This is a genomic window from Nocardiopsis dassonvillei subsp. dassonvillei DSM 43111, from assembly GCF_000092985.1.
GTDB lineage: Bacteria > Actinomycetota > Actinomycetes > Streptosporangiales > Streptosporangiaceae > Nocardiopsis > Nocardiopsis dassonvillei.
This window is the reverse complement of sequence record NC_014210.1, coordinates 559,984-585,228: the sequence shown is the minus strand read 5'-3', so window position 1 is coordinate 585,228 and position 25,245 is coordinate 559,984. Positions and strand designations below refer to the sequence as shown.

Below are 25,245 nucleotides of genomic sequence, written 5' to 3'. Positions count from 1 at the left end.
GAGGGGTCATTGGCGATTCCTTCCGAGTAGGACGGCGAGCAGACCGAGGGAGAGCACGACCAGGCCGATCACGACGGTGAGGGCGCTGATGACGAACTCGGCTGTGCCGGGGGGTGTGAGGACGAGCATGAGTGCGCTGGTCAGGGCGAGGAAGGCTCCGGCGAGGAGTCCGAAGCGGCCGACGACGGCGAGCACGGACTCAGCCCCGGCCGACGACGTGGCAGGCGAGCAGCCGGTCGTGCGCGGGGGCCAGCGGCGGCCGGACGGTGTCGCAGCGGCCCTCCTCGTAGAGGGGGCAGCGCGGGTGGAAGTCGCACCCGGACGGCAGGTCCGTCAGGTCGGGGATCTCGGAGCTGCGCAGCCTGATCCGTTCCCGGCCGTGCGCCAGGTCGGGGTCCGGTTCGCAGACGGCGTCGATGAGCGCCTTGGTGTAGGGGTGTCGGGGATCGTTGACCACGCGCGGGGTGGGACCGTGCTCGACGATCCTGCCCAGGTACATGACGGCGATCTCGCCCTCCCAGGCGAAGTACTTGGCCACGGCCAGGTCGTGCGTGATGAACAGGAAGCCCACGCCGAGGTCGTCGCGCAGTGCGCCGAGGGTGTTGAGCAGGCTGACCCGGATGGACACGTCGAGCATCGAGGTGGACTCGTCGGCGATGATCACCTCGGGTTCCATCGCCAGGGCGCGGGCCACGGCCACGCGCTGGCGCTGGCCGCCGGACATCTGGTGCGGGTACTTGTCGAGGTACTCCTCGGCCGGGGTGAGGTCGACCCGCCGCAGGAGTTCGGCGGTGGCCCGGCGGGCCTCGTGCCTGTCCTTGACCAGGCCGTGGCGGCGCAGCCCCGCGGAGACGGTCGAGTAGACGGTGCGCACGGGGTTGAGCGAGGCGTAGGGGTCCTGGTGGATGAACTGGACCGAGCGGCGGAAGCGTCTCCGCTCGCTCCGGTCCATTTCCGCGACGTCCCTGCCCCGGAAGAGCACGGAGCCCCGGACCGGGTCGGCCAGGCCCGCGGCCATGCGGGCGCTGGTGGTCTTGCCGCAGCCGGACTCCCCGACCAGGCACAGCACCCGTCCGGGGCGCACGTCCAGGTCGACCCCCGCCACGGCGGGCACGTCGCCGCGCGGGGTGGAGAAGACCTGGTGCGCGCCGCGCAGGCTGAGCACCGGCGGCGGGGCGTCCCCTGCGTCGCCGGCGGGTGCGGCACCGGGCTCGGGCCGCGGGTCCGCTGAAACGGTCCGGTCAGTCACGGGTGGCCCCCTCGGTGGAGAGTTCGTTCGAACGCAGGCAGGCCGCGGCGTGGCTCAGCCCGTCGGGGCGGTGCGTGAGCACGTCGAGCACGGGCCGGGTGGACGCGCACCGCTCGACGGCGTGCTTGCAGCGCGGCGCGAAGGAGCAGCCGGGGGGCAGCGCGGAGAGGCTGGGCGGGCCTCCGGGCAGCGACTCGGGAACCCTGAGGTCGCCGGTGACCGGGGGCACCGAGTTGATCAGCGCCGAGGTGTAGGGGTGCCGGGCGCGGTGGAAGATGTCGCGGGTGGTGCCGGTCTCGATCAGCCGTCCCGCGTACATGGTGCCGACGCGGTCGGCGAGTTCGGCGGCCAGGCCCAGGTCGTGGGTGATGAAGACCATCGAGAAGCGCAGTTCCTCGCGCAGCTCCGCGAGGCGCTCGACGATGGAGCGCTGGGTGAGGATGTCCAGGGCGGTGGTGGGCTCGTCCAGGATGAGCAGCTGCGGCTCCAGTGCCAGGGCGAGCGCGATGAGGGTGCGCTGGCGCATGCCGCCGGAGAGTTCGTGGGGGAAGCTGTCCAGCACCCGGGCGGGGTCGAGCCGGACCATGCGCAGCAGCTCGGCGGAGCGTTCGAGGACCTCGGCGCGCGTGCGGCGGCCCCGGTCGTGGGCGCGGAAGGTGTCGAGGAAGTGGTCGCGCACCCGCAGCACGGGGTTGAAGGCGTTCATGGCGCCCTGGAAGACCATGGCCGCCTCGTTCCAGCGGAAACGGCGCAGGTCCTCGCGGGCGAGGGTGCGCACGTCGACGAGGCGGCCGTCCTTGCGGCGGAAGAGGACCTCGCCCGCGGAGAGGACGCCGGTGCGCGGGAGCAGCCGGAGCAGGCCCAGGCCCAGGGTGGTCTTGCCGCAGCCGGACTCCCCCACCAGGGCCATGGACTGGCCGGGGTGGAGGTCGAAGGAGACGTCGCGTACCGCGGTGACCTGTTTCCTGCGGCCGGTGCGGTAGCCCACGTCGACCCCCCTCACCGACAGGAGGGGGCCCTCGGCGGACGGCGGGGCGGCGGTGTGGTCGGTCATGGCTCACCTGTCCCGGAGTCGTGGGTTGAGGGCCTGCTCCAGGGACCGGGTCATGGTGACCAGTCCGATCTGGAAGAGCATGATCATCACCATCGGGGCGATGAGGAAGGGCGCGGCCTGGGGCAGCAGGAAGGCGTTGTTGTTCCAGGCCTGCTGGATCATCAGGCCCCAGTTGTCGGCGGTGCTGGGCAGCAGGCCGAGCAGGTACATGCCGACCACGGCGTAGATCGCGTTGGTGATGGCGATGATGAAGTTGATGAAGATGTAGCCCGCCATGTTGGGCAGCACCTCGACGAAGAGGATGCGCGCGGTGCCCAGGTCCTGGAGCCGGGCGGCCTCGACGAACTCGCGCTCCCTGAGGGTGAGCACCTGGGCTCGGATGGAGCGCATGAGGTAGGGCCAGGTGACCAGGCCGATGATGAAGGAGACCACCAGCGGCGAGGAGGTGCGGAAGAACGACGCGATGACCAGCATCAGCACGATGAACGGGATGGTCATCGTGATGTCGGTGAGCTGGAGCAGGAAGTGGTCGATCCGGCCGCGCACGTAGCCGGCGACGCCGCCGAGGACGACCGCGATCGCCACGGTGATCACGGCGGCGACGAAGCCGACCCAGATGGGTTCGCGTCCGCCCAGCACGAGCTGGGTGAAGGTGTCCTTGCCCTGGTGGTTGGTGCCGAGCCAGTGCTCGGCGGTGATCGGTCCCCAGATCGCGGTGACGTCCGTGGGGTTGTGGTGGTCGATGAGCAGCGGCCCGACGAAGGAGAAGAGCAGGACGCTCAGGACCAGGCAGAGTCCGACGAACCCGCTGGTGCTGCGGGTGAGGCCCTGCCAGATCGTTCCCCAGACCCCGGGGGCTGCGGTGGTGGTGACGGCCATGTCCGGTGGGCTCCTACGTTCGGATGCGCGGGTCGAGGCGGCTGTAGAGGAGGTCGGCGACGAGGTTGGCGACCACCACGCAGGACGTGATGATGATGAGCAGCCCCTGTAGGAGCGGGTAGTCGCGGTAGTTGACGGCGTCCAGGAGCAGGCCGCCGACGCCCTTGTAGACCAGGACCTGTTCGACGAAGATCGCGCCGCCGACGAGGGTGCCGAAGGAGATGGCGATCTGGGCGACCAGCGGCAGGACCGCGTTGCGCCCGACGTAGGAGACGGCGATGCGCTGGTCGCGCAGCCCCCGGGCGCGTGCGACGGTCACGTAGTCCTCGCCGAGCACCTCCGTGGTGGAGGCCTTCATGATGAGCATCCAGGTGCCGATGATGGCGAGCACGTAGGTGACGATCGGCAGGGCCGCGTGGTACAGGGCGTCGCCGAGGAACTCCGCGTTGAACCCCGCCTGGACGCCGGGGCTGATCGTGCCGCGCAGGTCGATGGGGTCGAACCACCCCAGGTACATGCCTCCGCCGAAGACCAGGGCCATCGCGATGAGGTAGTTGGGGACGGCGCCCAGGACCGAGGCGAGGACGCTGAGCACGTGGTCCAGGAGGCGGTTGCGCCAGTAGGCCATCACCATGCCCAGGGCCAGGCCGAGGACGACGGCGATGACGGTGCCGACGCCGATGCTGAACAGGGTCCAGGGCAGGTAGGCGCCGATGGCCTCCATGACGCTCTGGCCCGGCCGGTTGATGGTCATGCCCAGGTCGAAGGTGACCAGGCCGACCAGGAAGTCCCACCACTGCTGGTACAGGGGGGCGTCGGGGTCGTAGGCCAGCGAGTTCATGGCGATGACCCGGGCCTCCTCCATCGACATGCCGCCCTGCGTGAGGCGTCCGGCCATCACGTCGATCGGGTCGCCGGGCATGGCGCGGCCGAGGAAGAAGGTCACGTTGGCGACGACGAACACCACGACGACGGCCTTGCGGACCTTGACGGCGGCGTAGTGGCGCCAGATCCGCCTCAGCGGGGGCGCGGGCTCGTCGGTGCGGGCCGACGCGCCGCTTCCGGCGCGCGGCGGTGGCGGGGAGGCCGCGATTTCGGTGGCCACGGGGCTCCTTCGGGGGCGCAGGGACTCCGTTTCTATTAGGAAAGTTTCCTAATAGAGGGTTCACGGTAACCCGATCCGTGTGGTCCAGACCACCTTCGTGACCAAACGGCGTCTTCCGAGCGACACGATCGACATCACAAAACGAACAAAAATCGATAAACCGTCACATATGGTTGCCGCGTCGATTGGCCGAACCCGGCCACATGAGCACACTCATGACATTTGTGGGTGTTGTCATCACACGGGCGGTTCGTACGGTTACGTCTCCGAAGTACACGATCCCGTTCCCCCGAACGGACCGAAGACGCGGAGGCGACCCCCGTGCGCACAGCACGCGCAACCACACTGGCCTCGACCGTCCTGGTGACGGCCCTGGCCGCATCCCTCGCAGCGGCCTCCCCCGCCGCGGCCGATCCCCTGGACTCCCCCGCCGACGACACCGCGCTCGCCGAGTTCCACGACCAGGAACTGGCCTGGGCTCCCTGTACCGAGGAGGTGCTCCAGGGACTGGAGTGCGCCGACGTCGTGGTCCCGCTCGACTACTCCGACCCCGGAGGCGAGCGCGTCACCGTGGCCATCAGCCGGGCCCGTGCCGCCGACCCCGAACAGCGGCGCGGCATCCTGCTCACCAACCCCGGGGGTCCGGGCGGGCACGGGCGGAGCATGCCCCTGCCGCTGGACCCGCAGACGGGCACCGGACTCGTCGGCGGCCTGCGGGTCGCCGAGGTGTACGACGTCATCGGCATGGACCCCCGCGGCACCGGCGGGTCCTCTCCCAGGCTGGACTGCGACTCGGAGCCGCCGCCCGTGTACCCGAGTCCCACGGACGAGGAGATCTCCGAGGCCACCCGGTCCGCGATCCGCTACCAGCGCGCCTGCGAGCAGGCCGAGGGCGACGTCCGCCCGCACATGACCACCGCCAACACCGCCCGCGACATGGACGTCATCCGGGCCGCCCTGGGTGAGGAGAAGACCAACTACCTGGGCTACTCCTACGGCACCTACCTGGGCGCGGTCTACGGGAGCCTGTTCCCCGAGCGGCTGGACCGCAGCGTGCTGGACTCGTCGGTGCACCCCGACGGCGTCTGGCGCGACGTCTTCATGATGCAGGCGCCGGCCTACAGCGAGAACATGGACCGCTACACGGCGTGGGTGGCGGGGTACGACGACGTCTTCGGCTTCGGTTCGACCCGGGAGGAGGTCTACGCGACCTTCGAGGCGACCGCCGAGCGGCTGCGGGAGGAACCGCTCGAGGTCGCGCCCGGCGTGCTCTACGACAACCACCTGTTCCACATGGAGGTGGGCATGTACTCGCGCTTCCAGGACCGGTGGGACGTGGTCTCGGAGATCCTGGGGTACATCGTGCACGATCAGCCCCTGCCCCAGCCCATCGCCGCCCAGGCGGGCGCTCTGGCCGAGGAGGAGTACGGCACGGCCACCATCGACCTGCAGACGGCGGTGCTGTGCGAGGCCGAGTGGCCCGAGCGGATCAGCACCTACCACGCGGACGCCCGGGAGTACCGGGAGGAGCACCCCTACGGCAGCGGCGCCTACTGGGCGGTTCCCCACCCGTGCACCTTCAACGGCCTCGACCGGCCCGAGCCCCCGGTCGAGCTGGAGCGGGAGGGCTACCCCGAGGCACTGGTCATCGCCGGTGAGTTCGACGCCAACACCGCCTACGAGGGCGGCCCGGCCATGGCCGACCGGCTGGACAGCTCCCTGATCACCGTCGCCGGTGACGGCGGGCACGGCTTCTACCTCCCCGGCGGCCTGGACTGCGTGGCCGACGCGGTGGACGCCTACCTGGTGGACGGGGCCCGGCCCGAGGACCTCACCTGCCAGGGCCTGCCCCCGGCGGAGGTGGACGGGGAGATCGAGGTGGAGGCCGAGGACCTCGTGGCACTGCGCGACCGGACCGGCCCGAGCGGTCTGGGGATCTGACCCCGGAGACGACGGCGGCCCGCGCCGCCCCTCGAGGGGCGGCGCGGGCCGTTCTCACCGCGGCCACGGAGGATTTTTCATCCCAGGATCGGACGAATCGGACTCTCGGGGCTCCGCGTGCCGGGGGTCACCCGTCCACGGGGACGACGGGAGGGGAAGCGGGGTGGGGACAGGGCCCCGCGGTCCCCGCTGCTCAGCGGTTGGCGCCCGCGAGGGTACCGGTGACCATCTCACCGATGTTGGCGGTGGTCGCGTAGCAGATGATCTCGCGGTCGTTGGCCTGGTCCCAGCTGTCCTGGGTCGGGGTGAGGTAGTAGGCGTAGATCTCCGAGTCGAGGTAGTCGACGCCGATGAAGTCGGTGAAGTTCTGACCGGTGCAGATCTCGTCGGCCTCGGTCTGGACCGTCGAGTCGCCGGGGTACTCGGCGTCGGTCATCTGGTGGGAGTAGAAGAACTCCGAGTCGTGCTCCTGGGAGCAGTCCACCAGCGGGACCTCGCTGATCCCGTCGCTGAACAGCGCGGTCTCCATCTCGGACTCGATGAAGCAGTCGCCCACCTCCAGGGAGAACACGTCGACGGTCCCGGGAGAGACGGGCTCGGTGGTCTCCTCGGACGCGGTCGGCGCCGCGGCGTCCGTGGGCTCGGGGGCGACGGTCCCCCCTCCGCCCTGGAGGGCGGGGGGCAGCAGGGGAAGCGAACCGCAGGCCGTCGTGGCCACCAGGGTGGCGCCGACGGCCAGGGTTCCCAGGACGACACGGCTGAACAGGGGACGGCGCGTTTCGGACAGCATGGGGACTCCACTGGATCGTTCGGTACTGATGCCGACGGGGGACGGAATCGGCGACACATACCCAGATGCCGGGGACGTGGAGAAGGTTTCGTCCCAGGTCCGGATGTGTCAGGTTCTGTTACCTCCCGGGGCACCGCGTGACGCGCGCCGCCTCAGGGGGGAGCGGCGGGAGGGAGGAGCGGGGTGGGGACAGGGCCCCGCGGTCCCGGCCCTCAGCGGTTGGCGCCCTCAAGGGTGCCGGTGACCATCTCGCCCGTGTTGGAGGTGGTCACGTAGCAGATGATCTCGCGGTCGCCGAGCATGTCCCAGCTCTGCTGGGTCGGGTAGAGGTGGCCCGCGTAGATCTCCGAGTAGGCGTACTCGACACCGACGAAGCTGGTGAACTCCTCGCCGGTGCAGACCTCCTCGGCCTCGGTCATCGTCGCGTCCTCGCCGGGGTACTCGGCGTCGGTCATCTGGTGGGAGTGGAAGAACTCCGAGTCGTGCTCCTGGGAGCAGTCCACCAGCGGGACCTCGCTGATCCCGTCGCTGAACAGCGCGGTGTTCATCTCCTCCTCGATGAAGCAGTCGCCCACCTCCAGGGAGAACACGTCACCGTCTCCCGGGGCGACGGGCTCGGTGGTCTCGGTCTCCACCGGCTCGGCGGTCTCCGTGGACTCGGTCGGCTCCACGGTCTCCCGGGGCGCGGGAGAGACGGTCTCCCCTCCGCCCTGGAGGGCGGGGGGCAGCAGGGGAAGCGAACCGCAGGCCGTCGTGGCCACCAGGGTGGCGCCGACGGCCAGGGTTCCCAGGACGACACGGCCGAAGAGCGGGCGGTGCGTTGCGGACAGCATGGGGAACTCCACTGGGTCGTTGGGTACTGATGCCGACGCGGGGGGAGGGGATCGGCGCCACCTGTCCGGGTGCACGGGGCTCGCGGACGTCGTCATCCCGGGTCCGGACTCGCCGGACCGAGGGCTCCGAACACCGCGCGGCGTTCGTCGCCGCAGGTGGGAGGGGGATGGGGAGGGGGGAAGGGCCGCTCGTGCGGCCGGGGGGGCGAAGGCGGGGCAGGGCCTGCGCTGTCCGGGGGACGCTCAGCGGTTGGCGCCCGAGAGGGTACCGGTGACCATCTCGCCCGAGGTGGAGGTGGTCGCGTAGCAGATGATCTCGCGGTCGTTGAACTGGTCCCAGGACTCCTGGGTGGGGTAGAGGTGACCGGCGTAGATCTCCGACTCGGAGTAGGGGACGCCGATGAAGTTGGTGAACTCCTCGCCGGTGCAGAGCTCCTCGGCCTGGGTCAGCGTCGCGTCCTCGCCGGGGTACTCGGCCTCGGTCATGTCGTAGGCGAAGAAGAACTCCGAGTCGTGCTCCTCGGCGCAGTCCACCAGCGGGATGTTGCTGACCTCGCCGCTGGCGAGAGCGGTGTTCATCTGCTCCTCGACGAAGCAGTCGCCGACGTTGAGCTCCATCACGTTGCCGGCGCCCATGAAGGACATGAGGGCGCCGCAGCCGCTGAGGGCGAACACACTGCCCGCGGCGAGCACCGAGACGCCGGCGGTACGCAGGAGGGGGGAGAAATTCGACATGGGGATACTCCGAAAGTTATGCATGGGGCTCGCCGACCTGAGAGAAGCGGCGAGAAGGTAACAATTCACTACCTGGGGGTTTATGTCAATTTCATCTGCGAAAACGACGGAATGGCAGTGGACCGTCACGGTGTGCTTCCACGGCCTCTCCCCCGCTTCACCCCTATGGGATGCCGCAAACACGAAGCAGCACATCACAGACCTATGACGTTTTCCGGAGCCGCGTCCTCGTCCGGGCGGGCACGGAGGGCGGTCCGCGCGCACGCGGGTTCCGGGAGCGGTTTCCGGAAGGGGCGGCGGAGAGCTTCCGGCGGGGCGCGGGGGGTGAACGCCTTCGGGGAGGCGCGCGGAAAGCGTGAGGACGCGGCAGGGTGTCGCCGCACAGTGTTCCCGTACAGGGCGTCCCCACAGAGAAAGCGAGGGCCCCGGCCGTTTCCGGCCGGGGCCCTCGCCTCGGGTGCGTCATCAGGGACTCGAACCCCGGACCCGCTGATTAAGAGTCAGCTGCTCTGACCAACTGAGCTAATGACGCCTGTTGTTCATCGCCCTGCCTTCCGGCCGCGGCGACAGGGACAACTCTACCCGACCGACGGAGTGCCCCGCGCCGCGAACCGCACGATGTGGGGCACACCACCGCGGCCGCCTCCCCCGCGCCGGTGGCGGCGCGGGCGGGCAACACGAAGGCCCCGGGCGGAAGGCGGTGCCTTCGACCCGGGGCCGTTGTCTGTGCGCCATCAGGGACTCGAACCCCGGACCCGCTGATTAAGAGTCAGCTGCTCTGACCAACTGAGCTAATGGCGCCTGTCATGCCATGGTACCGGCCCTGCGGGCCTCCCCTGGCGACGTCGTTAACTCTAGCAGGACCGCAGGAGGGCCGCGAACCGGTTACGAACCGGCGGGAGTGGCGGTCCTCCCCTCGGTCCCCTGCCTCGAAGTGCCTAGGCGAAGGCCAGGAACAGCGCGACGATCACGGCGATGAGCAGGACCGCGCCGACGACGGCCAGCACGATCGGCATGACCGGGCGGCGCGCGGGCTCCTCGGTGCTCGGGTTCTCGTCGACGAAGCGGCGGAAGTGCTGCGTGGTTCCCGCCGGGTCCATGTTGGGATCGTTGTTCTCTGTCATGAGGTTGACCCTAGCGACTCATGGGAGTGATGAGGACCCCCGTGGGTATATCTCATCCTTTTCGCTACACGCTCTTGGCCATCCCCCGCCGCGCACCTGCGGACACCGCGCTGGGCGACGCGGCGCACACTCCGCGTCCCCCCCGGGGGCGGCCGCTTTCTCACCTGGGTGAAAGCCGAACGTAAGATCCCCGTTCGACACTGGTGTCGGGAGGACGGGGCTCGGCCGGTACTTCCCCGCGGCCGTGCCGTCCCTCCCGGGGCCCGGCACGCAGCACGGCGGCCATCCGGGCCGTGGGCGTGCTCCCGCGTGCCGGGTCCGCCCCCTCCAGTCGGCGCACCAGCTCCGCGGCGGACCGGTCCGGGCGGGTGTCGTCGAGCCAGACCGCCGCCATGCGCAGCGCCAGGGGCAGGTGTCCCAGGACCTGGGCGAGGCGGCGCAGCACCGACTCGGCGCGCCGGTCCCGCCCCTCCCGCGGGCGCAACAGGTCCACCGCGGCGTCCGGGGGGAGCGGCCCCACGGGCAGGGCGCGCAGACCGTCGCGCACCAGCAGGTCGGTCAGCCAGTAGCGGCTGGTGACGAGCGCCGCGCACCCGGTGCCGCCGGGGAGCAGGGGGCGCACCTGGCGCACGGAGGCCGCGTTGTCCAGGACCAGCAGGACGCGCCGGTGCGCCAACAGCGTCCGGACCCGCGCGGCGGCCTCGTCGGCGTCCATGGCCTCGGTGCCGCGGGTGCCGGTGGACAGGGAGCGCACCAGACGGCGCAGCACCTCGACCGGGTCTCGGGGGCTGCCGTCGCCGCCGCGGAGGTCGACGTAGAGCTGTCCGTCGGGGAAGTGCGGCGCGGCCGCGCGGGCCCAGCTCAGGGCGAGGGCGCTGGCCCCGGCGCCCGCGGGGCCGCGCACCAGCGCGCTGCCGGGGGCGGTGCTGGAGGGGTCCACCAGCCGGTCCAGTTCGGCCAGGGCCTCCTCGCGACCCAGCAGCGCGGAGGGCGCGGCGGGCAGCTCCGCCGGGGCGAGGGCGGCCGACACCGGGGCGGGCGCGTGGACCGGACCGTCGCCGCGGTCGTCGCGTTCCTCCGCCCCCGCCGGGACGTCGGGATCGGCGCCCGGCCCGGGTCCGGCGTGGGATCCCGCCTCCGGTTCGGTGCCCGGCGCGTCGGCTGACCCGGTGTTCGGTCCGGTGTCCGCGGAGAGGGGCCGGACCCCGGCGCCCTCCTCGACGGAGGCGCGCTGGCGCGGGACGCTGGTGCCCGGGGCGCGGTCGAGGTCGCCGCGCAGGATGCCGTGGAAGGTCTCCTGGAGTTCGCGGCCCGGGTCCGCGCCCAGGTGCTCGGCCAGCGCGTCGCGGGTGCGGGCGTACACGCGCAGGGCCTCGCTGGGGCGCCCGCAGCGGTAGAGGGCGGTCATCTGGACGCGGATGAGGGGTTCGCGCTCGGGGTGGTCGGTGGCGATGGGGCCGATCTGGTCGGCCACCCGCTCGTGGTCGCCCCGGGCCAGGGCGGCGCCGAACCCCTCCTCGGCGGCCCGCAGGAGCTCCTCGTTCAGGGGCGGGATGTCGCGCTCGTGCAGGACGGGGCTGACGATGTCGGCCAGGACCGGGCCACGCCACAGGCGCAGGGCGCTGATGAGCAGGTCGGCGCGGTCGGAGGGGTCGGCGCCCCCGTCGGCGCGGCGGACCAGGGAGCGAAAGCGCAGCAGGTCGCACTGGTCCTCGGCGAGGTCGACCCGGTAGCCGCCGTCGCCGCCCGTGATGAGCGGGGTGCCGCAGTGCTGGTCCAGGACCGCGCGCACGCGGGTCACGTGGACCTGGAGGGCGCTGCGCGCGGACGGGGAGGCCGGGCTCCCCCAGACGCGTTCGATGAGGTGCGCGGTGGGGACGGTGCGCCCGGTGTTGAGCAGGAGCGTGGCCAGCAGGGCACGGCGCTTGTCCCCGCGCAGGCGCAGCGGGGCCCCGTCCATCTCGACGCCGAACTGCCCGAGCAGTCCGACGCGCAGCCCGCGGGCGGTGTGCCCGGACGCGCCCTGCCGGGCCTGTCCGGCCGTGTCGTGCCACCGCCTCGCCGGGTCGCTCAGCGACACAGCACCCTCCCCCTCGCGGGGCGCGCGTGCGAGCGGGTGAACCCCGACGCCCCTGGCTCCAGGGTGCCGCCTGAGCTGGGATATCGCAATCACGCACCCCGCACTTGCCGCCGCGGCCGTCCCTTGGAATCCTGGATTCTCCCGCTTTTTCCCCTCACCTCGTTGACTCTTCACCACGACCGAAAGAAACTTTCCTCCATGGCGGAAATCCCGAAGCCTGCGGGCGGCCGGGCGGAGAGCGGACACGTCTCCGCGCCGTCCGTCCCCACGACGGTCCTGCGCATCCGGTCGCTCCTGCCCTCCCTCGCGCCCGCGGAGCGACGGGTCGCGCAGCACGTCGTCGACGACCCCGAGCGGGCCGCCGCCTCCTCCATCACCCAGCTCGCCAAGGACTGCGCCACGTCCGAGGCCACCGTGATCCGGTTCTGCCGCACCATCGACTTCAGCGGCTACCGGGAGCTGCGCCTGGCCCTGGCCACCGAGGCCGGTCAGGCGCGCGGCGCCCGCGGGGCGGCTCCGGAGCTGTCCAGCGACATCAATCCCGACGACACCCTCGTCACGGTGGTGCAGAAGATCGCCTACACCGACGCGCGCGCGGTGGAGGAGACCGGCGCCGCCCTGGACGTGGAGGTGCTGCGCACGGTCATCGACACGATGGCGGGCGCGCGGCGCATCGACGTGTACGGGGTGGGCGCGAGCGCGTTCGTCGGCGCCGACCTCCAGCAGAAGCTGCACCGGATCGGGCTCACCTCGTTCGCGTGGTCGGACGCGCACGTGATGCTCACCAGCGCGGCGCTGCTGGACGAGCGCGACGTGGCGATCGGCATCTCCCACAGCGGAACGACCATAGACACGGTGCAGGCGCTCACGGAGGCGGGGCGGCGCGGCGCCCGGACCGTCGCCGTCACCAACTTCCCCCGCTCGCCGATCGGGTTCGCCGACCACGTGCTGACCACCGCGGCCCGCGAGACCACGTTCCGCTCGGGGGCCACCGCGAGCAGGCTCGCGCAGCTGACCGTGGTGGACTGCCTGTTCGTGGGCCTGGCGCAGAGCCGCTACACCGACAGCCGCACCGCGCTGGAGACGACCTTCGAGGCGGTGCGGGGGCTGCGGATCAACGACGACCGCAGACGCCGCAGGGGCGAGGCCCCCGGCGGGAGCACGGACGACAACGACGGCTGACCGTACGCGTCCCGCCTCCGCCGCCCGGCTCCGGCCGACGGCGGAGGCGGGACGGTCGAACGAGGGAAAGGAACGGCACCGGTGCGGACCGAACAGGAGAGCGCTGTGCACGACGACGGGCGCGGAACCCGGCCGGAAGGCGGGGACGCCCCTCGGGAGGCCGGCGCCCCGCTGCCCTCCGGGGAGAACGGGGGCGGTGCGGCCGTGATCGTGCGCGCGCCCACGGAGGCCCGCAACTCCGGTACCCACGACATCGACCTGCTCCCGGCGCTGGACGTGCTGCGACAGATCAACGCCGAGGACGTCACGGTCCCCGGCGCGGTGGGCGCGGTCCTGCCGGAACTGGCGCGGGCCGTGGAGCTGGGGGTGGCCGCCCTGGAGAGCGGGGCGGCCATCCACTACTTCGGCGCGGGCACCTCGGGGCGGATCGCGGCCCAGGACGCCGCCGAACTGCCGCCGACCTACGGCGTGCCCGCCTCGTGGGTGGTGGCCCACCACGCGGGCGGCGGGGAGGCCCTGGCGCGGGCCGTGGAGGGGATCGAGGACGACTGGGAGTCGGGCCGGGCCGACGCCGCCGGGATCGTCCCGGGGTCGCTGGCCGTGGGCCTGGCCGCCAGCGGGCGCACCCCGTACGTGGGCGGGGCGCTGGAGGCGGCCCGGGAGCGCTCGGCCGCGACGGTGCTGATCAGCGCGAACCCGCAGGCGCCGCTGGCGCGGGAGGCGGACGTGCACGTGGGCATGGCCACCGGCGCGGAGGTGATCGCCGGGTCCACCCGGATGAAGGCGGGCACGGCGCAGAAGCTGGCGTTGAACGCGTTCTCCACCGCGGTGATGGTGCGGATGGGGCGGACGTACTCGAACCTGATGGTGGGTGTGGACGCCACCAACGGCAAGCTGCGCGGCCGCGTGGTGACCATCCTGACGCAGGCCACCGGGTTGGACGAGCGGGTGTGCGCGCGGGCGCTGAACGCGGCCGGGGGCGACACCCGCGTCGCGCTGGTGTCGCTGTTGGCCGACGTGGACGCGGACACGGCGGCCCGGGCCCTGGGCGAGGCCCGGGGCCGGGTCCGCCCCGCGCTGGCCGGGTTGGGCCTGCCGGGCCGGGTCGCCCCGGAGTAGGCGGCGGGGCGGTCGGGACGGCCGCTGTCTCCGCGCGGGCCGGGCCCGCACGAGTTGAGTCCCGCGCGGGCCGGGCCCGCGCGGGTCTTCCACAGGCCGAAGGTCGCTCTGGCCCGGGGCGGGGCGGGCGGCGTAGGCTCGATGCCGGGGGCGCCGTGCGCCGCCGTGGGAGGGGCTGGTCCCCCCGTATCCGAGTGTCCCGCGCCGCCGCCCGCCCCGCCAGCCCCTGTTGGCGGCTGTGGACGGCCCCGGCCCTCCGGCTCAGCCGCGTTCGACCGCGGTGCCGATCAGACCGATCGGCGGGGAGCCCAGGTCCAGCAGGGCCCGGTGGAAGCGCTCAAGGGTGAATCCGTCGCCCCAGCGCTCGCGCGCCCGCTCCCTCAGCCGCAGGATCTCCAGTTTTCCCCAGGTGTAGCGGCCGTAGGTGGGGTCGAAGGTGGCGCGGCGCGCCTCGGCCAGGGCCGCGGGCCCCTGGAGCGGCGTGTCCTCGGCGAAGCGGGCGGCCGCCTCCTCCACGGTCATGGTGCCGCTGTGCATGCCGATCGCCACGGACAGGCGGGTGACGCGGATGAGCGCCTCCACCCACACCCCGGTCTCGTAGTGGTCGGCGGTCCAGGCGGGGTCGCCCAGTCGTTCGGCGGCGTAGGCGCCGAAGCCCTCGTCCACGCACACCTCCTCAACGTAGTGCGCCCAGCCCTCGGCGAAGGTCATCGAGTGCAGGGCGCGGCGCACCGGCCCGGGCGCCCGGCGCAGCGCACGGCCGTGGGAGAAGTGGCCGGGAGCCACCTCGTGCACGCTCACGGCGGGCAGGGTGGTGTGGCTGAACATCTCCAGCCACTCGTCGGCCTCCTCCGCGGTCCAGGAGGCGTCGGGCGGGGTGATGAAGTAGAAGGAGGGCGTGTCGGCCTCCCACGGGCCCGACCACGCCATCATCGCGGTGGCCCAGCGCTGGGAGGGCGGGGAGACGTCCACGCGGCACTCGCCGTCGTTGTGGGGCGCCAGGCCGCGTTCGGCGGTGAACGCCACGGCCAGCTCCGTCCAGCGGCGGGCGGCGTCCAGGACTCCGTCGGTGTCGGGGTGCTGGCGGGTGAGCTCGCGGACGAACTCCATGGTGTCGCGACCGGGCGCGAGGCGCCCGACGGCCTCGGCCAGACGCGCGCGCAGGCGGTCGCGTTCGGCGTCGGCGCGGACGGCCAGGTCCGCGAGGTCGACCTCGACGGCCTCACCGCTGCCCATGAGTCGGGCGAGCGGCCCGGCGCCGAGCCCGGCGCTGCGGGGACCCTCCCGCACCGCCTTCTCGACGTGGGCGAGCAGGCGCGCGTGCGCTGCGAGGGCCGCGTCGCGCACGTCGGCGGGCACGTCCTCGGGGAGACCGTCGGCCACACCCCGGACGGCGCCGAGGAGGGACTCGGCGAGGGGGGCGGGCAGCCGGTCCAGGGCCGCGATCGCGTTGTCGACCACGCGCGGCCACTCGGCCAGGTGGGCGACGCGTGCGGCGTCGCGCTCAGCCTGGGGCGCGTACGCGCGGTCGTAGCCCGACAGGTCGAGTTCGTTGACGTGGTAGAGGGGGTTGGCGCGGTGCAGCTGGAGTTCGCCCAGCTCGTAGCGCAGGGCGTTCTCGAAGGCGGCCAGGTGGGCCTCGTCGTGCGGGTCGTCGAGGGGGTCGCCGCCGAGTCCGGCCAGGGCCTCCCGGACCCCTTCGGGCGACAGGTCGGCGGCCTTGCCGTCGTACTCGTGCATGCCGGAGCCGTCGCGCATGTTCCTCGGCCTGAGGTCGGCCAGGCGCCGGAGCCGCGCGGGCAGGTCTTCGTGCTGTGGCTGGAAGGACATGCGGCGACTCTAGCCCCGGAGGGGGCCGTGCGGACAGACGGTCAGCGGCCCTGGAACGGGCCCGAGCCGGGCATGGATCCGGCCGGAAACCGGGACCGGAACGCCGACCGCTTCGCGGGCCTGAGCCGGAGCCGGGTCGGAACCGGGGCCGTGCCGAACCCGAACCGGGCGAAGCCCGGCCACAACCGGACGGTCCGCACCGGAGCGGCCGGGTCCGCTGTGCCGTACCGGAACTTGCGCCGCACCGGAACTCCGGAGCGGGGCCGGGCGTCTTCCCAAGCGTGACGATCCCAGATCCCGCCACATCCCAGAGTCCCCCGTCCGACGACGACACCGGTGTCCTCCGTGACCAACCCTCCCCCGGTTCCGGCGGCTCCGGGGGCGGCACCGGCGACGCCGTCTCCGGCACCGGGAGCGCAGGGGCCTCCGCTGGCCGCCGCGGACGCCGGACGTGGCTGGGGCGCCTCGCCGTGCTGGCCGTGTTCGCGATGGTGGCGGGCTGCGTGCCGTTCCTGTGGGTGCTCTCCTCCACCTCCGACCACCGCCACACAGCCGCCTCCGTGCCGGAACGCCCGGTGGCGCTGGTGCTGGGCGCCGGTGTGCGCCCCGACGGGCGGCCCAGTCTGCTGCTGGCCCGGCGGCTGGACACCGCGGCCGACCTCTACTTCGCCGGGAAGGTCGACGTCGTCCTGGTGACCGGTGACAACAGCGTCGAGCACTACAACGAGACCGACACGATGCGCGCCTACCTGGTGGACGCCGGGGTGCCGGGAGAGCACATCGTCGGCGACTACGCCGGGTTCTCCACCTGGGACTCGTGCGTGCGGGCCCACGAGGTGTTCGGAGTGCGGGAGGTCACCGTGGTCACACAGGACTTCCATCTGCCCCGCGCCGTGCGGCTGTGCCGTTCGGCGGGCATCGACGCGGTGGGCGTGGCCGACTCCAGCCTGGAGGAGCGCACCTTCGCCACCGTGTACGGGTGGTTCCGTGAGGTCCCGGCGGCGGTGGCGGCGCTGGGCTCGGTGGTGCTGCGGCCCGACCCGACGTTCCTGGGCGACTACGAGACCGCTGTGGACGAGGCCCTGGCGCTGGAGCGCGAACCGGGCCCGACGGACGGCTGAGGCCGCCCCGGCCCCGGAGCCGTACGCGACGGCCCGGGGCCGCGGCGGGCGATCGCGACCGGTCGGTCCACCGGCGCCGGGGGTTACGCCGCGCCGGTGGACCGGGCGCGCCCTACCGTCCTCCGCCGAAGAGGCGCCCCAGCAGCCCGCCGGGCTGGGGGGCGGCGGGCTGCTGCGGCTGCGGGACCGCGGCCCGCTCCGGCTCCGGTTCGGGCTGGGACTCCACACCCACGAGCGCGCAGAAGTCCTCGGCGTTGTCCGGCAGCGCCCAGGCGCTCAGGGTCCGCGTGAACTCCTCGTCCTCCCAGGCGGAGGCGGGCAGTTCGGCGATCGTCCAGAGGACCTTGAGGGTCTCCTCGTCGTAGTCGGCCTCGGCGTGCTCCTCGGCGGTGTGGCCCTTGCTGCGGGGGCCGAGCACCAGTTCGAGGCCGACACCCGTCACGAGGGCGCGCGAGTCCTCCTCGCCATTGATCAGGCCGGGCAGGATGTCCAGGCGCAGACGGCGGGCGCGGTCGCCCGCGCGGCCCAGGGCCAGGAAGCCCAGGACCTGCGGGGAGTGCCCGCCGCAGTGCGGCCAGGACTCGTTGAACAGGCCCTGGTAGCCCATGGAGGTGCCGCCGCCGCGGCCGACGCGGCGCAGCGCCTCGCGCGGGGTCTTCTCGCCGTGGATGAGCAGCATCGCCACCGAGGCGGCGAAGGAGTTGTACAGGTTCCCGCCCGCCATCTGGTGGGTGAGGCCGACCGAGACGTCGATGTCGTTCGGGCTGGCCAGCAGGCCGAGGGCGAACAGTTCCGCGGGGAGCGGGTCGCCGCCGCTGTCCAGCGCGTTCATCACGTCGCGCAGGCTCGTGGGCGCCTGCGGGGCGGGGCGCAGGTCCTTGGCGAGCAGGACCTGGGAGGCTCCGGTGATCTCGGTGGTGATGCGCTCGGCGTCGTCGGGCAGGAAGGCCAGCAGGTAGCTCACCCACTCCCCCGCGCGGTCCATGCCGCCGCGGTTGGCGCCGCCGTGGAGCAGTGCTACCAGGTCGGGGACGCGGGCGCGGACGGCCTCGTAGGTGTCCAGCTCGGCCTGGAGGATCGCGGCGCCGTCGGGCTGCTCCATCACGGCGAGCCGGTTGCGCATGCGGTGGTAGTGCTGCTCGTCCGGGGCCTCCTCGGCCCAGTCGCGGTACTGCTGGCGGACCTTCTCGGCGTCGTTGGAGGCCGCCCAGGCCACCTCGTCGCGCCACTGGTCCAGGTCGCGGGTCTCGGGGAAGCGGTCCTCGGCGTGCCCGGCCACCAGCTCCAGGAGCAGGCTGAGGGGACGCCAGCGGTCGGTGGCCGGGGTGGACTCGGCGCAGGCGAGGTCGACCAGGAAGTCGACCGCCTTGGGTGCGGCGAGGTGTCCGGGCGCGGGGAAGTGGATGATGTCGTGGAGTTCGGAGAGCGCGCTGTCGCTCCCGGCGAGCTGGCCGAGGAGCTCGGGGATGCGAGCGCCGCCCTCGGGGGCCAGGGTCGCCCAGTCCACGTTCTCCGCGCCGTCGTGTGGGTCGGTGGTCGCGTTCATGGTGCCGATTATCCCGCCTGAGCCGGTACGCGCGAATCCACCTGTGGACAACCGGGACGGTGCGACGGCGCCGAACCCCGAGGCCGGGGGCGGGCAGCACGAAGCGGAGGAGCCCGGGGACCCCCCTGTTACCACGCTAGGCCCGCGCCGCGCGGCGGCACCAGAGGCGGTTCACGCCTGTGGACGACCGGGGCGGTGCGACGGGGCGGGTCCGGGCGGGACCCGCCGGGACTCAGTCCGGGCGGGGGCCGCTAGAGCTCGCTCCGGGCGGGCGCCGGGCGCAGCACGGCGTCGCGCAGGGCCTTGACCGCGGCGGCGACCTCACGGGCGTAGCCGATCACGGTGGAGCGGCGGCGGGCGCCCATGCTGGAGTCGCCCACCCCGACCGCGTCGATCCCCGCGGCGCGGGCGAGGGCGACCGTGCGGGGCAGGTGGAAGGACTGGGTGACCATGGTCGCCTCGCGCACCCCGAACAGGTCGCGCACCCGCACACAGGTGTCCCACGTGCGGTAGCCGTGGCGGTCGGCGTCGATCCGGTCGGCTGGCACGCCCTGCGCGACCAGGTACGCGGTCATGGTGTCGGTCTCGCGGCGCGACACCTCGCGGTTGTCGCCGGAGACGATGATCCGTTCGACCCGGCCGTTCTCGTACAGGCGCACGGCCAGGTCCAGGCGGCGGGCGAGCAGCGGTGAGGGTCCGTCGTTCCAGGCGGCGGCCCCCAGGACCACGGCCACGGGCCGGTGCGGGACGGTGTCGACCTCCCCGCGGCGCCCGGCGCTGCCCAGGAAGGTCCAGGCGTAGGGGCCCAGTGCCAGGGCGCACGCGCCCGCTCCGACCGCCGCGATCCACAAGCCCACCCTGCCGCCCCTCTCCGTCGTCCGGCGCGCGTGCGCGGGGCCGCGCGCCGCACCCATCATGGCGCACCGGCGGAGGCCCGGTATCCGGACGAAGGCGCACGGACCCGTGCGGGGGGCCGAAAACCGGGACGCGTCGGAACCCTCCGTGCCGGGCCTGCCGCCCCCGGGACGCCCGGGACCGGCCGCGCACGGGACCGGTTCCCGCTCGCGAAGGCCTGCCGCCCCCGCGCGGGATCCCGGGCTCAGCTCCCCAGACCCGCCAGGCCGCCCCAGGAGAAGGGCCGCTTGTACCGAACCGTCAGGGAGCCGCCCTGGCAGGAACCGGTGATGACGAAGTGCGGGGCGGACGCCCGGCGCAGGGAGTCGGTGCTGTTGCGCAGTGTGCCGAACCAGGAGGCGTCCGCCTCCACCTCGGCGGTGGCGCCCTCGGGCAGGATCACGGTGCCGTTCCCCCAGGAGGCGTCCACGTGGACCTCGACGACGGCGCTGGTCAGGGAGGCCTCGCGGAAGTCGAGCCGGGTGAGGCCGTACTTGTTGTGCACCTCGACGCGGCGCGGCACCTGCCACGCGCCCCTGCGGATGACGGGGCCACCGCCCTGGGAGCGGATGACGAGGGCGTCGCCGCCGTCGTGGCGCTCCGGGAGGACGCCCTCCACCGGCCGCGCGACGGCGCCCGGCAGCGTCTCGGCGCCCGTCGGCAGGTCGGCGGTGACCGGTTCGAGGTCGGCGTAGGTCTTGGCCGCGTAGACGGCGTTGAGCCGTTCGTCGAGTTCGTCGAGGGTGATGCGCCCCTGTGCCGCCGCCTCCCGCAGGACCTCCGCCACCTGGTCCCTCTCCGCGTCGGAGACACGCATCCGACTCATGTCATTGGAGGCCACTGTCGCTCGCCCGGTCCTTTCCCGCTCCTTTTGTCACCACCACGGTAGAGCATGGGCGGAAAGGAGCGCGGTGCGGAACCGGCGCCGCCGCGGACCGGCCCCTCACACGGGCGGGAGCGGCCGCGGGGTCGCGACCGGCACCCGCGTCCCCGATCACCGCAGGTTCGCGGCCCGGCGCGCTTTGGGGATGTCGGGGACTGGGTACCGCTTCTCTAGGGTGGTTGAGGACTCTGCCGGGGTAGGACGGACCCCGGCAGAGTCCTGAACCACACGTGGTTCCTGCCTCCCCCTGGTACACGATCTCGCGTCGGCGCGCGTCTGCACAGCGCGTGTCCGCAACCGGCCACCCCGTGAACCGCTCCCCCGCCGCGCGGCCCGCCGTACGGGCCCGGCGCTCCCCTCCCTCCCCTTCCGGTTTTCGGTCCCACCCTCCGCGCTCGGTCGGGGCTTCCTCGCACTCCCCGCTGTGCCCACGCGGAACAGGGACTCTTCCGCCACCCGACCCTGCCGCCGAGCGGATTTCGGTCAGATACATAACCCCTGTTACGGACATAGCATCCGGCCGGAGAACCGCAGGTCACGCGAGCCGCGCCCGGCCGTCCCGGAAAACCTTCGCGCACCTCTCGAACACACCTCCGCAAACACCCCTCCGAACAGGCATAACACAAAGGCACCAGCGCCTCCGAAACCCGGCGGGAAACGCGTCGGGAGCGGCGTTTGCCGGAATTGCGCGGCGAGCATCCTTCCTATGGGAGCCGCGGCCGCACAGGCCGTTCTCCCAGGCCAGACCATCCGCTCCGACCTCCCCGAGCACCACAGACACCACCTTGGTCGAAGACCGGAGGAAACCACGACGTGTCCGCCCTCGCGATCGCCCCGACGTTTCTCAGCGACTTCACCCGCCTCACGCCCGACGTCCAGCTCAACACCCTGGCCGTGATGCGCGCCTGCCAGGTCGGCGACGAGCCCGACCTGGAGTCCGTCGCGGGCGCCGCCGACCCGGGCGTCCGGGTCGTCAGCATCGCCCCCGACTGGTCCGGCGTCGTCGTCCCCGACGCCGCGGGCCACGGCCGGACCGGTGACGGCGGCCTCGCCGACGGCACCCACTACCGCCTGGTCACCGTGCGCCCGCGCGACGAGGCCCTGCGCTTCGCGCGCGACCTGCGCCCCGAGGTGTCGGCCGGGATCGACCCCGCCGAGGCCGACCCCACGCCCAGCGGCCCGCCCGAGCTGGCCGGGGCCCTGAGGGCCCCCTTCGACCAGTGGCAGCTGACCCTGCACCCCGACCAGCACCGGATCACCGAGGCGCACTACAACGGGTCCACGCAGGTCACCGGCGGCCCGGGGACCGGCAAGACCGTGATCGCGCTGCACCGCGCCGCCTACCTGGCCGAGCGCGACGCCGCCGCCCGCCCCGAGGACACCCGCGAGTCGGTGCTCCTGACCACCTACAACCGGGCGCTGGCGCAGTCCCTGGCCGAGCGGATGGACCAGCTGCTGCCCGACCCCGCCGTACGCGCCCGCGTGCGCGTGGCCACCATCGACAGCCTCGCCCGCTCCGTCGTGCAGACCCACACCAGCGTGGCGCCCCGCATGGTCGGCAAGGACGAGCTGGCCCGGCGCTGGCGCGCGGTGGCGGTGGCCGACGGCCTGCCCTTCTCCGGCCGCTTCCTGGTGGACGAGTGGGAGCAGGTGATCCTCGCCAAGGGCCTGGAGCTGCTGCCCGACTACATCCGCTGCGAGCGCAGCGGGCGGGTGCAGCACCTGGCGCCCGAGCACCGCCGCCAGGTGTGGGAGACCGTGCGGCGCTACGTCGGCGCCATGAGGGTGGAGGGGATGTGGTCCTACCCCCAGCTGGCCGCCGAGGCCGCGCGGATCCTGGGCCGCCGCGAGCCGCTGTTCCGGCACGCCGTGGTCGACGAGGCCCAGGACCTGCACCCGGCCCAGTGGCGGATGCTGCGCGCCGCCGTCCCGGAGGGGCCGGACGACCTGTTCATCGTCGGTGACCCGCACCAGCGGGTGTCCGACAACCGGGTGTCGCTGGCCTCGCTCGGCATCAACGTGCGCGGGCGCGGCCAGCGGCTGCGGGTGAGCTACCGGGTGACCCAGGAGATCCTGGACTGGAGCATGCCGATCCTGGACCGCCGTGCGGCCCTGGGCATGGACGACAACGCCGACACCCTGGCCGGGTACCGCTCGCTGCTGCGCGGTCCGGCGCCGGTGGTGCGCGGCTGCGAGGACCGCGCCGAGGAGCTCACCGCGCTGGGCGACTGGGTGCGGGTGTGGCTGGAGGCCGGGGTCAACCCGGCGGAGATCGCGGTGGCCGGGCGCAACCAGTGGATCGTGCGCGGCATCGCCAAGGAGCTGGAGGCCAGGGGCGTTCCCACCGCCCAGCTGGAGGACAGCGGCGCCGCCGAGGCGGTGCGCGTGGGGACGATGCACCGGCTCAAGGGCCAGGAGTTCCGGTGCGTGGCGCTGATCGGCGTCAGCGACCACCTGCTGCCGCCCAAGGCCGCGATCGAGGCCGCCGACGGCGACCAGGTGGCGCTGGAGCACGCCTTCCAGCAGGAGCGGACGCTGCTGTTCGTGGCCTGCACCCGGGCCCGTGACGCGCTGTACGTGTCGCACGTGGGCCGGGCCAGCCGTCTGATCGACCCCGGTCTGTGACGGGGCGGGGGCGCGGGCGTCGCGGAGGCGGCGCCCCCGCCCCCGTGTGCGGCGGCGCGGTCAGGCGCCGCCGTAGCGGCCGTTGAGGTCGGGGATGTTCATGACGTCGGTGCTGGCCAGCGGGTCGTCCACGTCCACGTCGGTGACGATCATGTACGGCAGCAGCAGCGGGGGCGGGAAGTCCGGTGTGAAGGTGAGCGGGATCCCCAGGATGCGCACGTGCATGCGGGTGATGTGCATCTGGACGGACCCGTCCATGACCATGGTGGGCAGGCCCAGGCTCATCCGGGTTCCGGCGTCCTCGAACCACAGTTCGGCGTTGACGAAGTCGGCCCGGCTCATGGTCAGCCGGATGTACCTGCGGGGGCCGTCGAGGGTGGGGCACTCCACCACGCCGTCGTAGCGGGCGCCGCTCATCGTCAGCCGGTCGGCGGTCAGGCCGGAGGCGCGGACCGAGCCGGTGGAGCAGTCGTGGGCCTCCTCCAGCGGAACCTCGGGCAGCTCCCCCGCGTCCTGGGCCGCCTGGCAGGCGCGGACGGCGTCCAGGAACTCCTCCTCTGACCCCGCCAGGGCGGACTCACCGGTGCCCATCTCGCACTCGTCCGGGTTCGCCTCCCGGTCCCGACCGTCCTCCTCCGGCTCCTCCTCGGTCTCCCCGTCCTCGGGCCGCTCGTCCGGACCGTCCCCCTCGCCCGCGCCGGGCCCGGGCCCCGGCGGGGTGGGCCGGTCGGTGGGACTCGCCGAGGGCTCGTCCGAGGGGGAGGGGGAGGGCGAGGGCTGCTCCTCCTCCTCGCCCGGGGGCAGGAACCAGTCCCAGGGCCAGTCGGCGGGCGCGGCGGCGCCGACCAGGGTCACGGCCAGTGCCAGGGGCAGGGCGAGCGCGGCCAGCGGCCGGGACGGAGGCCGGGGGGCGCTGACGGACCCGTCGGGTGTCGCGGAACCGGTGTCCCTGCCGGGAGGGGTCCCGGGAACGCCCGCGTCGGGCGCGGTCTCGGCGGGGACGGCGGTCGGGGGTTCCTCCCCGGCCGCGCGCCCACCGGTCCCGTCGGGCGCTTCGGGGCCTCGGGGGACGGCGGCCCCTGGAGGGGCCCCGGCAGACACCCCTGGACCGGCGGCGTCGGCGTCCGCGACCCGTCGGCGTCCCCGGCCGCGCCTTCGGCGGCGGACCACGCGGGGCGCCCACGCGAAGACGAGGGAGCCGCCGACGATGCCGAGCAGCATCCCGATGACGAAGCCGCCGAAGTTGGAGGTCACGAAGGACACCAGGGCGAGCATGAGCCCGACCACCCCGAAGAAGAGGTGCTGCGCGGGCTGGAACCAGCTCAGCGCTCCCAGGGTGATCAGCAGTACCGCGATGAGCGGACCCGACACACCGGCGATACCGGTGTAGGCGATCAGGTCGATGGGCAGGATCAGGCTCTGCGCGGCCGGTGCGACCAGCAGCTCGACTCCGGCGATGACGAGGAGGAGCCCGCCCCAGAACGGGCGGCCGCGCCGCCAGTCGCGCAGGCGCGCCCGGCCCCCGCGGAGCAGGGTCAGTGCGTGGGCCATGGGATCAGAAGCACTCGTGCTCGCCGGGCCGGACGGCCAGGCTCAGACCGGACAGCTTCAGGGATCCGGAGGTGACCGCCCAGGTGGTCAGCTCCATGTCGGAGACGGTGATGTTCTGGGACTGGAGGCCGAAGCCGCCCGCCGGTCCCTGGCCGCCCTCGGCCCGGTCCAGCGTGCTGGCGTCGCGGCCGATCTCGATGGAGCCGAACTCGGCGTCGCCCTGGAGCTGCTCGATGTCGAGGACGAGGTTGGTGCCCTGGACGGGGGTGGACTCGCCCGCGGTGATGACGAGGGTGGCCTGGCCGATGGGCAGGTCCCACAGGGAGGACATGCACAGGTTGGTCAGTTCGGCGGAGCCGACCGAGGACAGGCCGACCGGGCGGGAGGAGCCGTCGACGGAGGTGGCGGCGTCGCCGTACTGGGTGAAGCCGGTGCCGACGAGCTGGTCGGCGGACATCTTGAAACTGTCCCCGGACACCGCGAAGGAGGCGGCGAGCAGGCCCTGGGTGGTCATGCCTCCGAGGACCGCGGCGGCCGCGAACCCGGGGACGGCCACGAGGGCGAACCTGCGCCAGCGCGTCCCGCCACCGGCTTCGTGCTGCTCAGGCGCGTCCTGAGGCGCCTCGGACGCCTCGCCGGAAGCCTTGGGCATGAGTACCTCCAGTGTTCCGCCGCCCGTGGGCGGCGAGGGGGAGCCGAACTTG

General features: G+C 73.1%; 21 protein-coding genes and 2 tRNA genes. 5 read left to right on the top strand and 18 right to left on the bottom strand.

Annotation, left to right across the window (positions count from 1 at the left end; genetic code table 11):
- Positions 1-6: 6 nt before the first annotated feature.
- Genes NDAS_RS02475 through NDAS_RS02455 form a run of 5 tightly spaced genes read right to left on the bottom strand, consistent with a single transcriptional unit; the run spans position 7 to position 4,287 of the window.
- Positions 7-195 carry a hypothetical protein gene (locus NDAS_RS02475; RefSeq protein WP_013151540.1) on the bottom strand — a complete coding sequence of 63 codons (189 nt, stop codon included), beginning with the start codon at positions 193-195 and terminating at the stop codon, positions 7-9.
- A gap of 4 nt (positions 196-199) precedes the next feature.
- Entirely contained in the window at positions 200-1,249 is a 1,050-nt protein-coding gene (locus NDAS_RS02470; protein WP_013151539.1) for an ABC transporter ATP-binding protein, read from the bottom strand.
- Positions 1,242-2,303, bottom strand: coding sequence for an ABC transporter ATP-binding protein (locus tag NDAS_RS02465; protein WP_013151538.1), 1,062 nt, complete (start codon positions 2,301-2,303; stop codon positions 1,242-1,244). Before NDAS_RS02465 ends, NDAS_RS02470 begins: the two co-directional genes overlap by 8 nt.
- A 3-nt stretch (positions 2,304-2,306) precedes the next feature.
- A complete protein-coding gene (locus tag NDAS_RS02460; RefSeq protein WP_013151537.1) occupies positions 2,307-3,182 on the bottom strand; it encodes an ABC transporter permease in 876 nt (291 codons plus the stop codon).
- 13 nt (positions 3,183-3,195) lie between these two features.
- Positions 3,196-4,287 carry an ABC transporter permease gene (locus NDAS_RS02455; RefSeq protein ID WP_013151536.1) on the bottom strand — a complete coding sequence of 364 codons (1,092 nt, stop codon included), beginning with the start codon at positions 4,285-4,287 and terminating at the stop codon, positions 3,196-3,198.
- 321 nt (positions 4,288-4,608) lie between these two features.
- Between NDAS_RS02455 and NDAS_RS02450 the strand changes: the two genes are divergently transcribed.
- The gene (locus NDAS_RS02450; RefSeq protein ID WP_013151535.1) at positions 4,609-6,228 is read left to right on the top strand and encodes an alpha/beta fold hydrolase; all 1,620 of its coding nucleotides are present in this window, start codon (positions 4,609-4,611) and stop codon (positions 6,226-6,228) included.
- A 193-nt stretch (positions 6,229-6,421) separates the two neighbouring features.
- Here the strand turns inward: NDAS_RS02450 and NDAS_RS02445 are convergent, their stop codons facing one another.
- From NDAS_RS02445 to NDAS_RS02415, 7 genes are all read right to left on the bottom strand, one after another.
- Entirely contained in the window at positions 6,422-7,018 is a 597-nt protein-coding gene (locus NDAS_RS02445) for a septum formation family protein (protein WP_013151534.1), read from the bottom strand.
- Positions 7,019-7,230: 212 nt separating this feature from the next.
- The gene (locus NDAS_RS02440) at positions 7,231-7,851 is read right to left on the bottom strand and encodes a septum formation family protein (protein WP_013151533.1); all 621 of its coding nucleotides are present in this window, start codon (positions 7,849-7,851) and stop codon (positions 7,231-7,233) included.
- 243 nt (positions 7,852-8,094) lie between these two features.
- Positions 8,095-8,586: a septum formation family protein gene (locus NDAS_RS02435; RefSeq protein WP_013151532.1), complete on the bottom strand. Its 492-nt coding sequence runs from the start codon at positions 8,584-8,586 to the stop codon at positions 8,095-8,097.
- A gap of 458 nt (positions 8,587-9,044) precedes the next feature.
- Positions 9,045-9,118: transfer RNA gene (locus NDAS_RS02430), tRNA-Lys, on the bottom strand.
- Positions 9,119-9,313: 195 nt separating this feature from the next.
- Positions 9,314-9,387: transfer RNA gene (locus NDAS_RS02425), tRNA-Lys, on the bottom strand.
- 137 nt (positions 9,388-9,524) lie between these two features.
- Positions 9,525-9,710 carry a hypothetical protein gene (locus NDAS_RS02420; protein WP_013151531.1) on the bottom strand — a complete coding sequence of 62 codons (186 nt, stop codon included), beginning with the start codon at positions 9,708-9,710 and terminating at the stop codon, positions 9,525-9,527.
- Positions 9,711-9,870: 160 nt separating this feature from the next.
- Positions 9,871-11,790 (bottom strand): BTAD domain-containing putative transcriptional regulator, encoded by a 1,920-nt coding sequence (locus NDAS_RS02415; protein WP_013151530.1) that lies wholly within the window; start codon positions 11,788-11,790, stop codon positions 9,871-9,873.
- Positions 11,791-11,988: 198 nt separating this feature from the next.
- Here NDAS_RS02415 and NDAS_RS02410 point away from each other — a divergent pair, with 198 nt between their 5' ends.
- Both NDAS_RS02410 and NDAS_RS02405 read left to right on the top strand, forming a co-directional pair.
- Entirely contained in the window at positions 11,989-12,972 is a 984-nt protein-coding gene (locus NDAS_RS02410) for a MurR/RpiR family transcriptional regulator (protein ID WP_013151529.1), read from the top strand.
- Between the two features lie 81 nt (positions 12,973-13,053).
- Positions 13,054-14,091 (top strand): N-acetylmuramic acid 6-phosphate etherase, encoded by a 1,038-nt coding sequence (locus NDAS_RS02405; protein ID WP_041552246.1) that lies wholly within the window; start codon positions 13,054-13,056, stop codon positions 14,089-14,091.
- A 261-nt stretch (positions 14,092-14,352) separates the two neighbouring features.
- Here the strand turns inward: NDAS_RS02405 and NDAS_RS02400 are convergent, their stop codons facing one another.
- Complete coding sequence (locus NDAS_RS02400) at positions 14,353-15,921, bottom strand: DUF885 family protein (protein ID WP_013151527.1); 1,569 nt, start codon at positions 15,919-15,921, stop codon at positions 14,353-14,355.
- A 281-nt stretch (positions 15,922-16,202) separates the two neighbouring features.
- Between NDAS_RS02400 and NDAS_RS02390 the strand changes: the two genes are divergently transcribed.
- Positions 16,203-17,042 (top strand): SanA/YdcF family protein, encoded by an 840-nt coding sequence (locus NDAS_RS02390; RefSeq protein WP_041552244.1) that lies wholly within the window; start codon positions 16,203-16,205, stop codon positions 17,040-17,042.
- Between the two features lie 112 nt (positions 17,043-17,154).
- Here NDAS_RS02390 and NDAS_RS02385 read toward each other — a convergent pair whose 3' ends face one another.
- From NDAS_RS02385 to NDAS_RS02375, 3 genes are all read right to left on the bottom strand, one after another.
- Positions 17,155-18,588, bottom strand: a complete 1,434-nt coding sequence (locus tag NDAS_RS02385) for a hypothetical protein (RefSeq protein WP_013151524.1) — start codon at positions 18,586-18,588, stop codon at positions 17,155-17,157.
- Between the two features lie 251 nt (positions 18,589-18,839).
- A complete protein-coding gene (locus NDAS_RS02380; RefSeq protein WP_013151523.1) occupies positions 18,840-19,445 on the bottom strand; it encodes a SanA/YdcF family protein in 606 nt (201 codons plus the stop codon).
- Positions 19,446-19,687: 242 nt separating this feature from the next.
- Complete coding sequence (locus NDAS_RS02375) at positions 19,688-20,299, bottom strand: DUF1707 SHOCT-like domain-containing protein (protein ID WP_197724940.1); 612 nt, start codon at positions 20,297-20,299, stop codon at positions 19,688-19,690.
- Between the two features lie 879 nt (positions 20,300-21,178).
- Here NDAS_RS02375 and NDAS_RS02370 point away from each other — a divergent pair.
- Positions 21,179-22,990, top strand: a complete 1,812-nt coding sequence (locus tag NDAS_RS02370; RefSeq protein ID WP_013151521.1) for a UvrD-helicase domain-containing protein — start codon at positions 21,179-21,181, stop codon at positions 22,988-22,990.
- A 60-nt stretch (positions 22,991-23,050) separates the two neighbouring features.
- Here NDAS_RS02370 and NDAS_RS02365 read toward each other — a convergent pair whose 3' ends face one another.
- Together NDAS_RS02365 and NDAS_RS02360 are read right to left on the bottom strand one after the other, a co-directional pair.
- Entirely contained in the window at positions 23,051-24,541 is a 1,491-nt protein-coding gene (locus NDAS_RS02365; protein ID WP_013151520.1) for a DUF6114 domain-containing protein, read from the bottom strand.
- A gap of 4 nt (positions 24,542-24,545) precedes the next feature.
- On the bottom strand, positions 24,546-25,193 hold the full coding sequence (locus tag NDAS_RS02360; RefSeq protein ID WP_013151519.1) for a DUF6230 family protein: 648 nt from the start codon (positions 25,191-25,193) through the stop codon (positions 24,546-24,548).
- Positions 25,194-25,245 lie beyond the last annotated feature (52 nt).

Excerpts from the sequence above, each read along its gene's own strand:
- NDAS_RS02440 (WP_013151533.1), bottom strand. The coding sequence starts at position 7,851 with ATGCTGTCCGCAACGCACCGCCCGCTCTTCGGCCGTGTCGTCCTGGGA.
- NDAS_RS02375 (WP_197724940.1), bottom strand. The coding sequence starts at position 20,299 with ATGCGTGTCTCCGACGCGGAGAGGGACCAGGTGGCGGAGGTCCTGCGG.
- NDAS_RS02420 (WP_013151531.1), bottom strand. The coding sequence starts at position 9,710 with ATGACAGAGAACAACGATCCCAACATGGACCCGGCGGGAACCACGCAG.
- NDAS_RS02445 (WP_013151534.1), bottom strand. The coding sequence starts at position 7,018 with ATGCTGTCCGAAACGCGCCGTCCCCTGTTCAGCCGTGTCGTCCTGGGA.
- NDAS_RS02360 (WP_013151519.1), bottom strand. The coding sequence starts at position 25,193 with ATGCCCAAGGCTTCCGGCGAGGCGTCCGAGGCGCCTCAGGACGCGCCT.
- NDAS_RS02460 (WP_013151537.1), bottom strand. The coding sequence starts at position 3,182 with ATGGCCGTCACCACCACCGCAGCCCCCGGGGTCTGGGGAACGATCTGG.
- NDAS_RS02410 (WP_013151529.1), top strand. The coding sequence starts at position 11,989 with ATGGCGGAAATCCCGAAGCCTGCGGGCGGCCGGGCGGAGAGCGGACAC.
- NDAS_RS02435 (WP_013151532.1), bottom strand. The coding sequence starts at position 8,586 with ATGTCGAATTTCTCCCCCCTCCTGCGTACCGCCGGCGTCTCGGTGCTC.
- NDAS_RS02465 (WP_013151538.1), bottom strand. The coding sequence starts at position 2,303 with ATGACCGACCACACCGCCGCCCCGCCGTCCGCCGAGGGCCCCCTCCTG.
- NDAS_RS02400 (WP_013151527.1), bottom strand. The coding sequence starts at position 15,921 with ATGTCCTTCCAGCCACAGCACGAAGACCTGCCCGCGCGGCTCCGGCGC.
- NDAS_RS02365 (WP_013151520.1), bottom strand. The coding sequence starts at position 24,541 with ATGGCCCACGCACTGACCCTGCTCCGCGGGGGCCGGGCGCGCCTGCGC.
- NDAS_RS02385 (WP_013151524.1), bottom strand. The coding sequence starts at position 18,588 with ATGAACGCGACCACCGACCCACACGACGGCGCGGAGAACGTGGACTGG.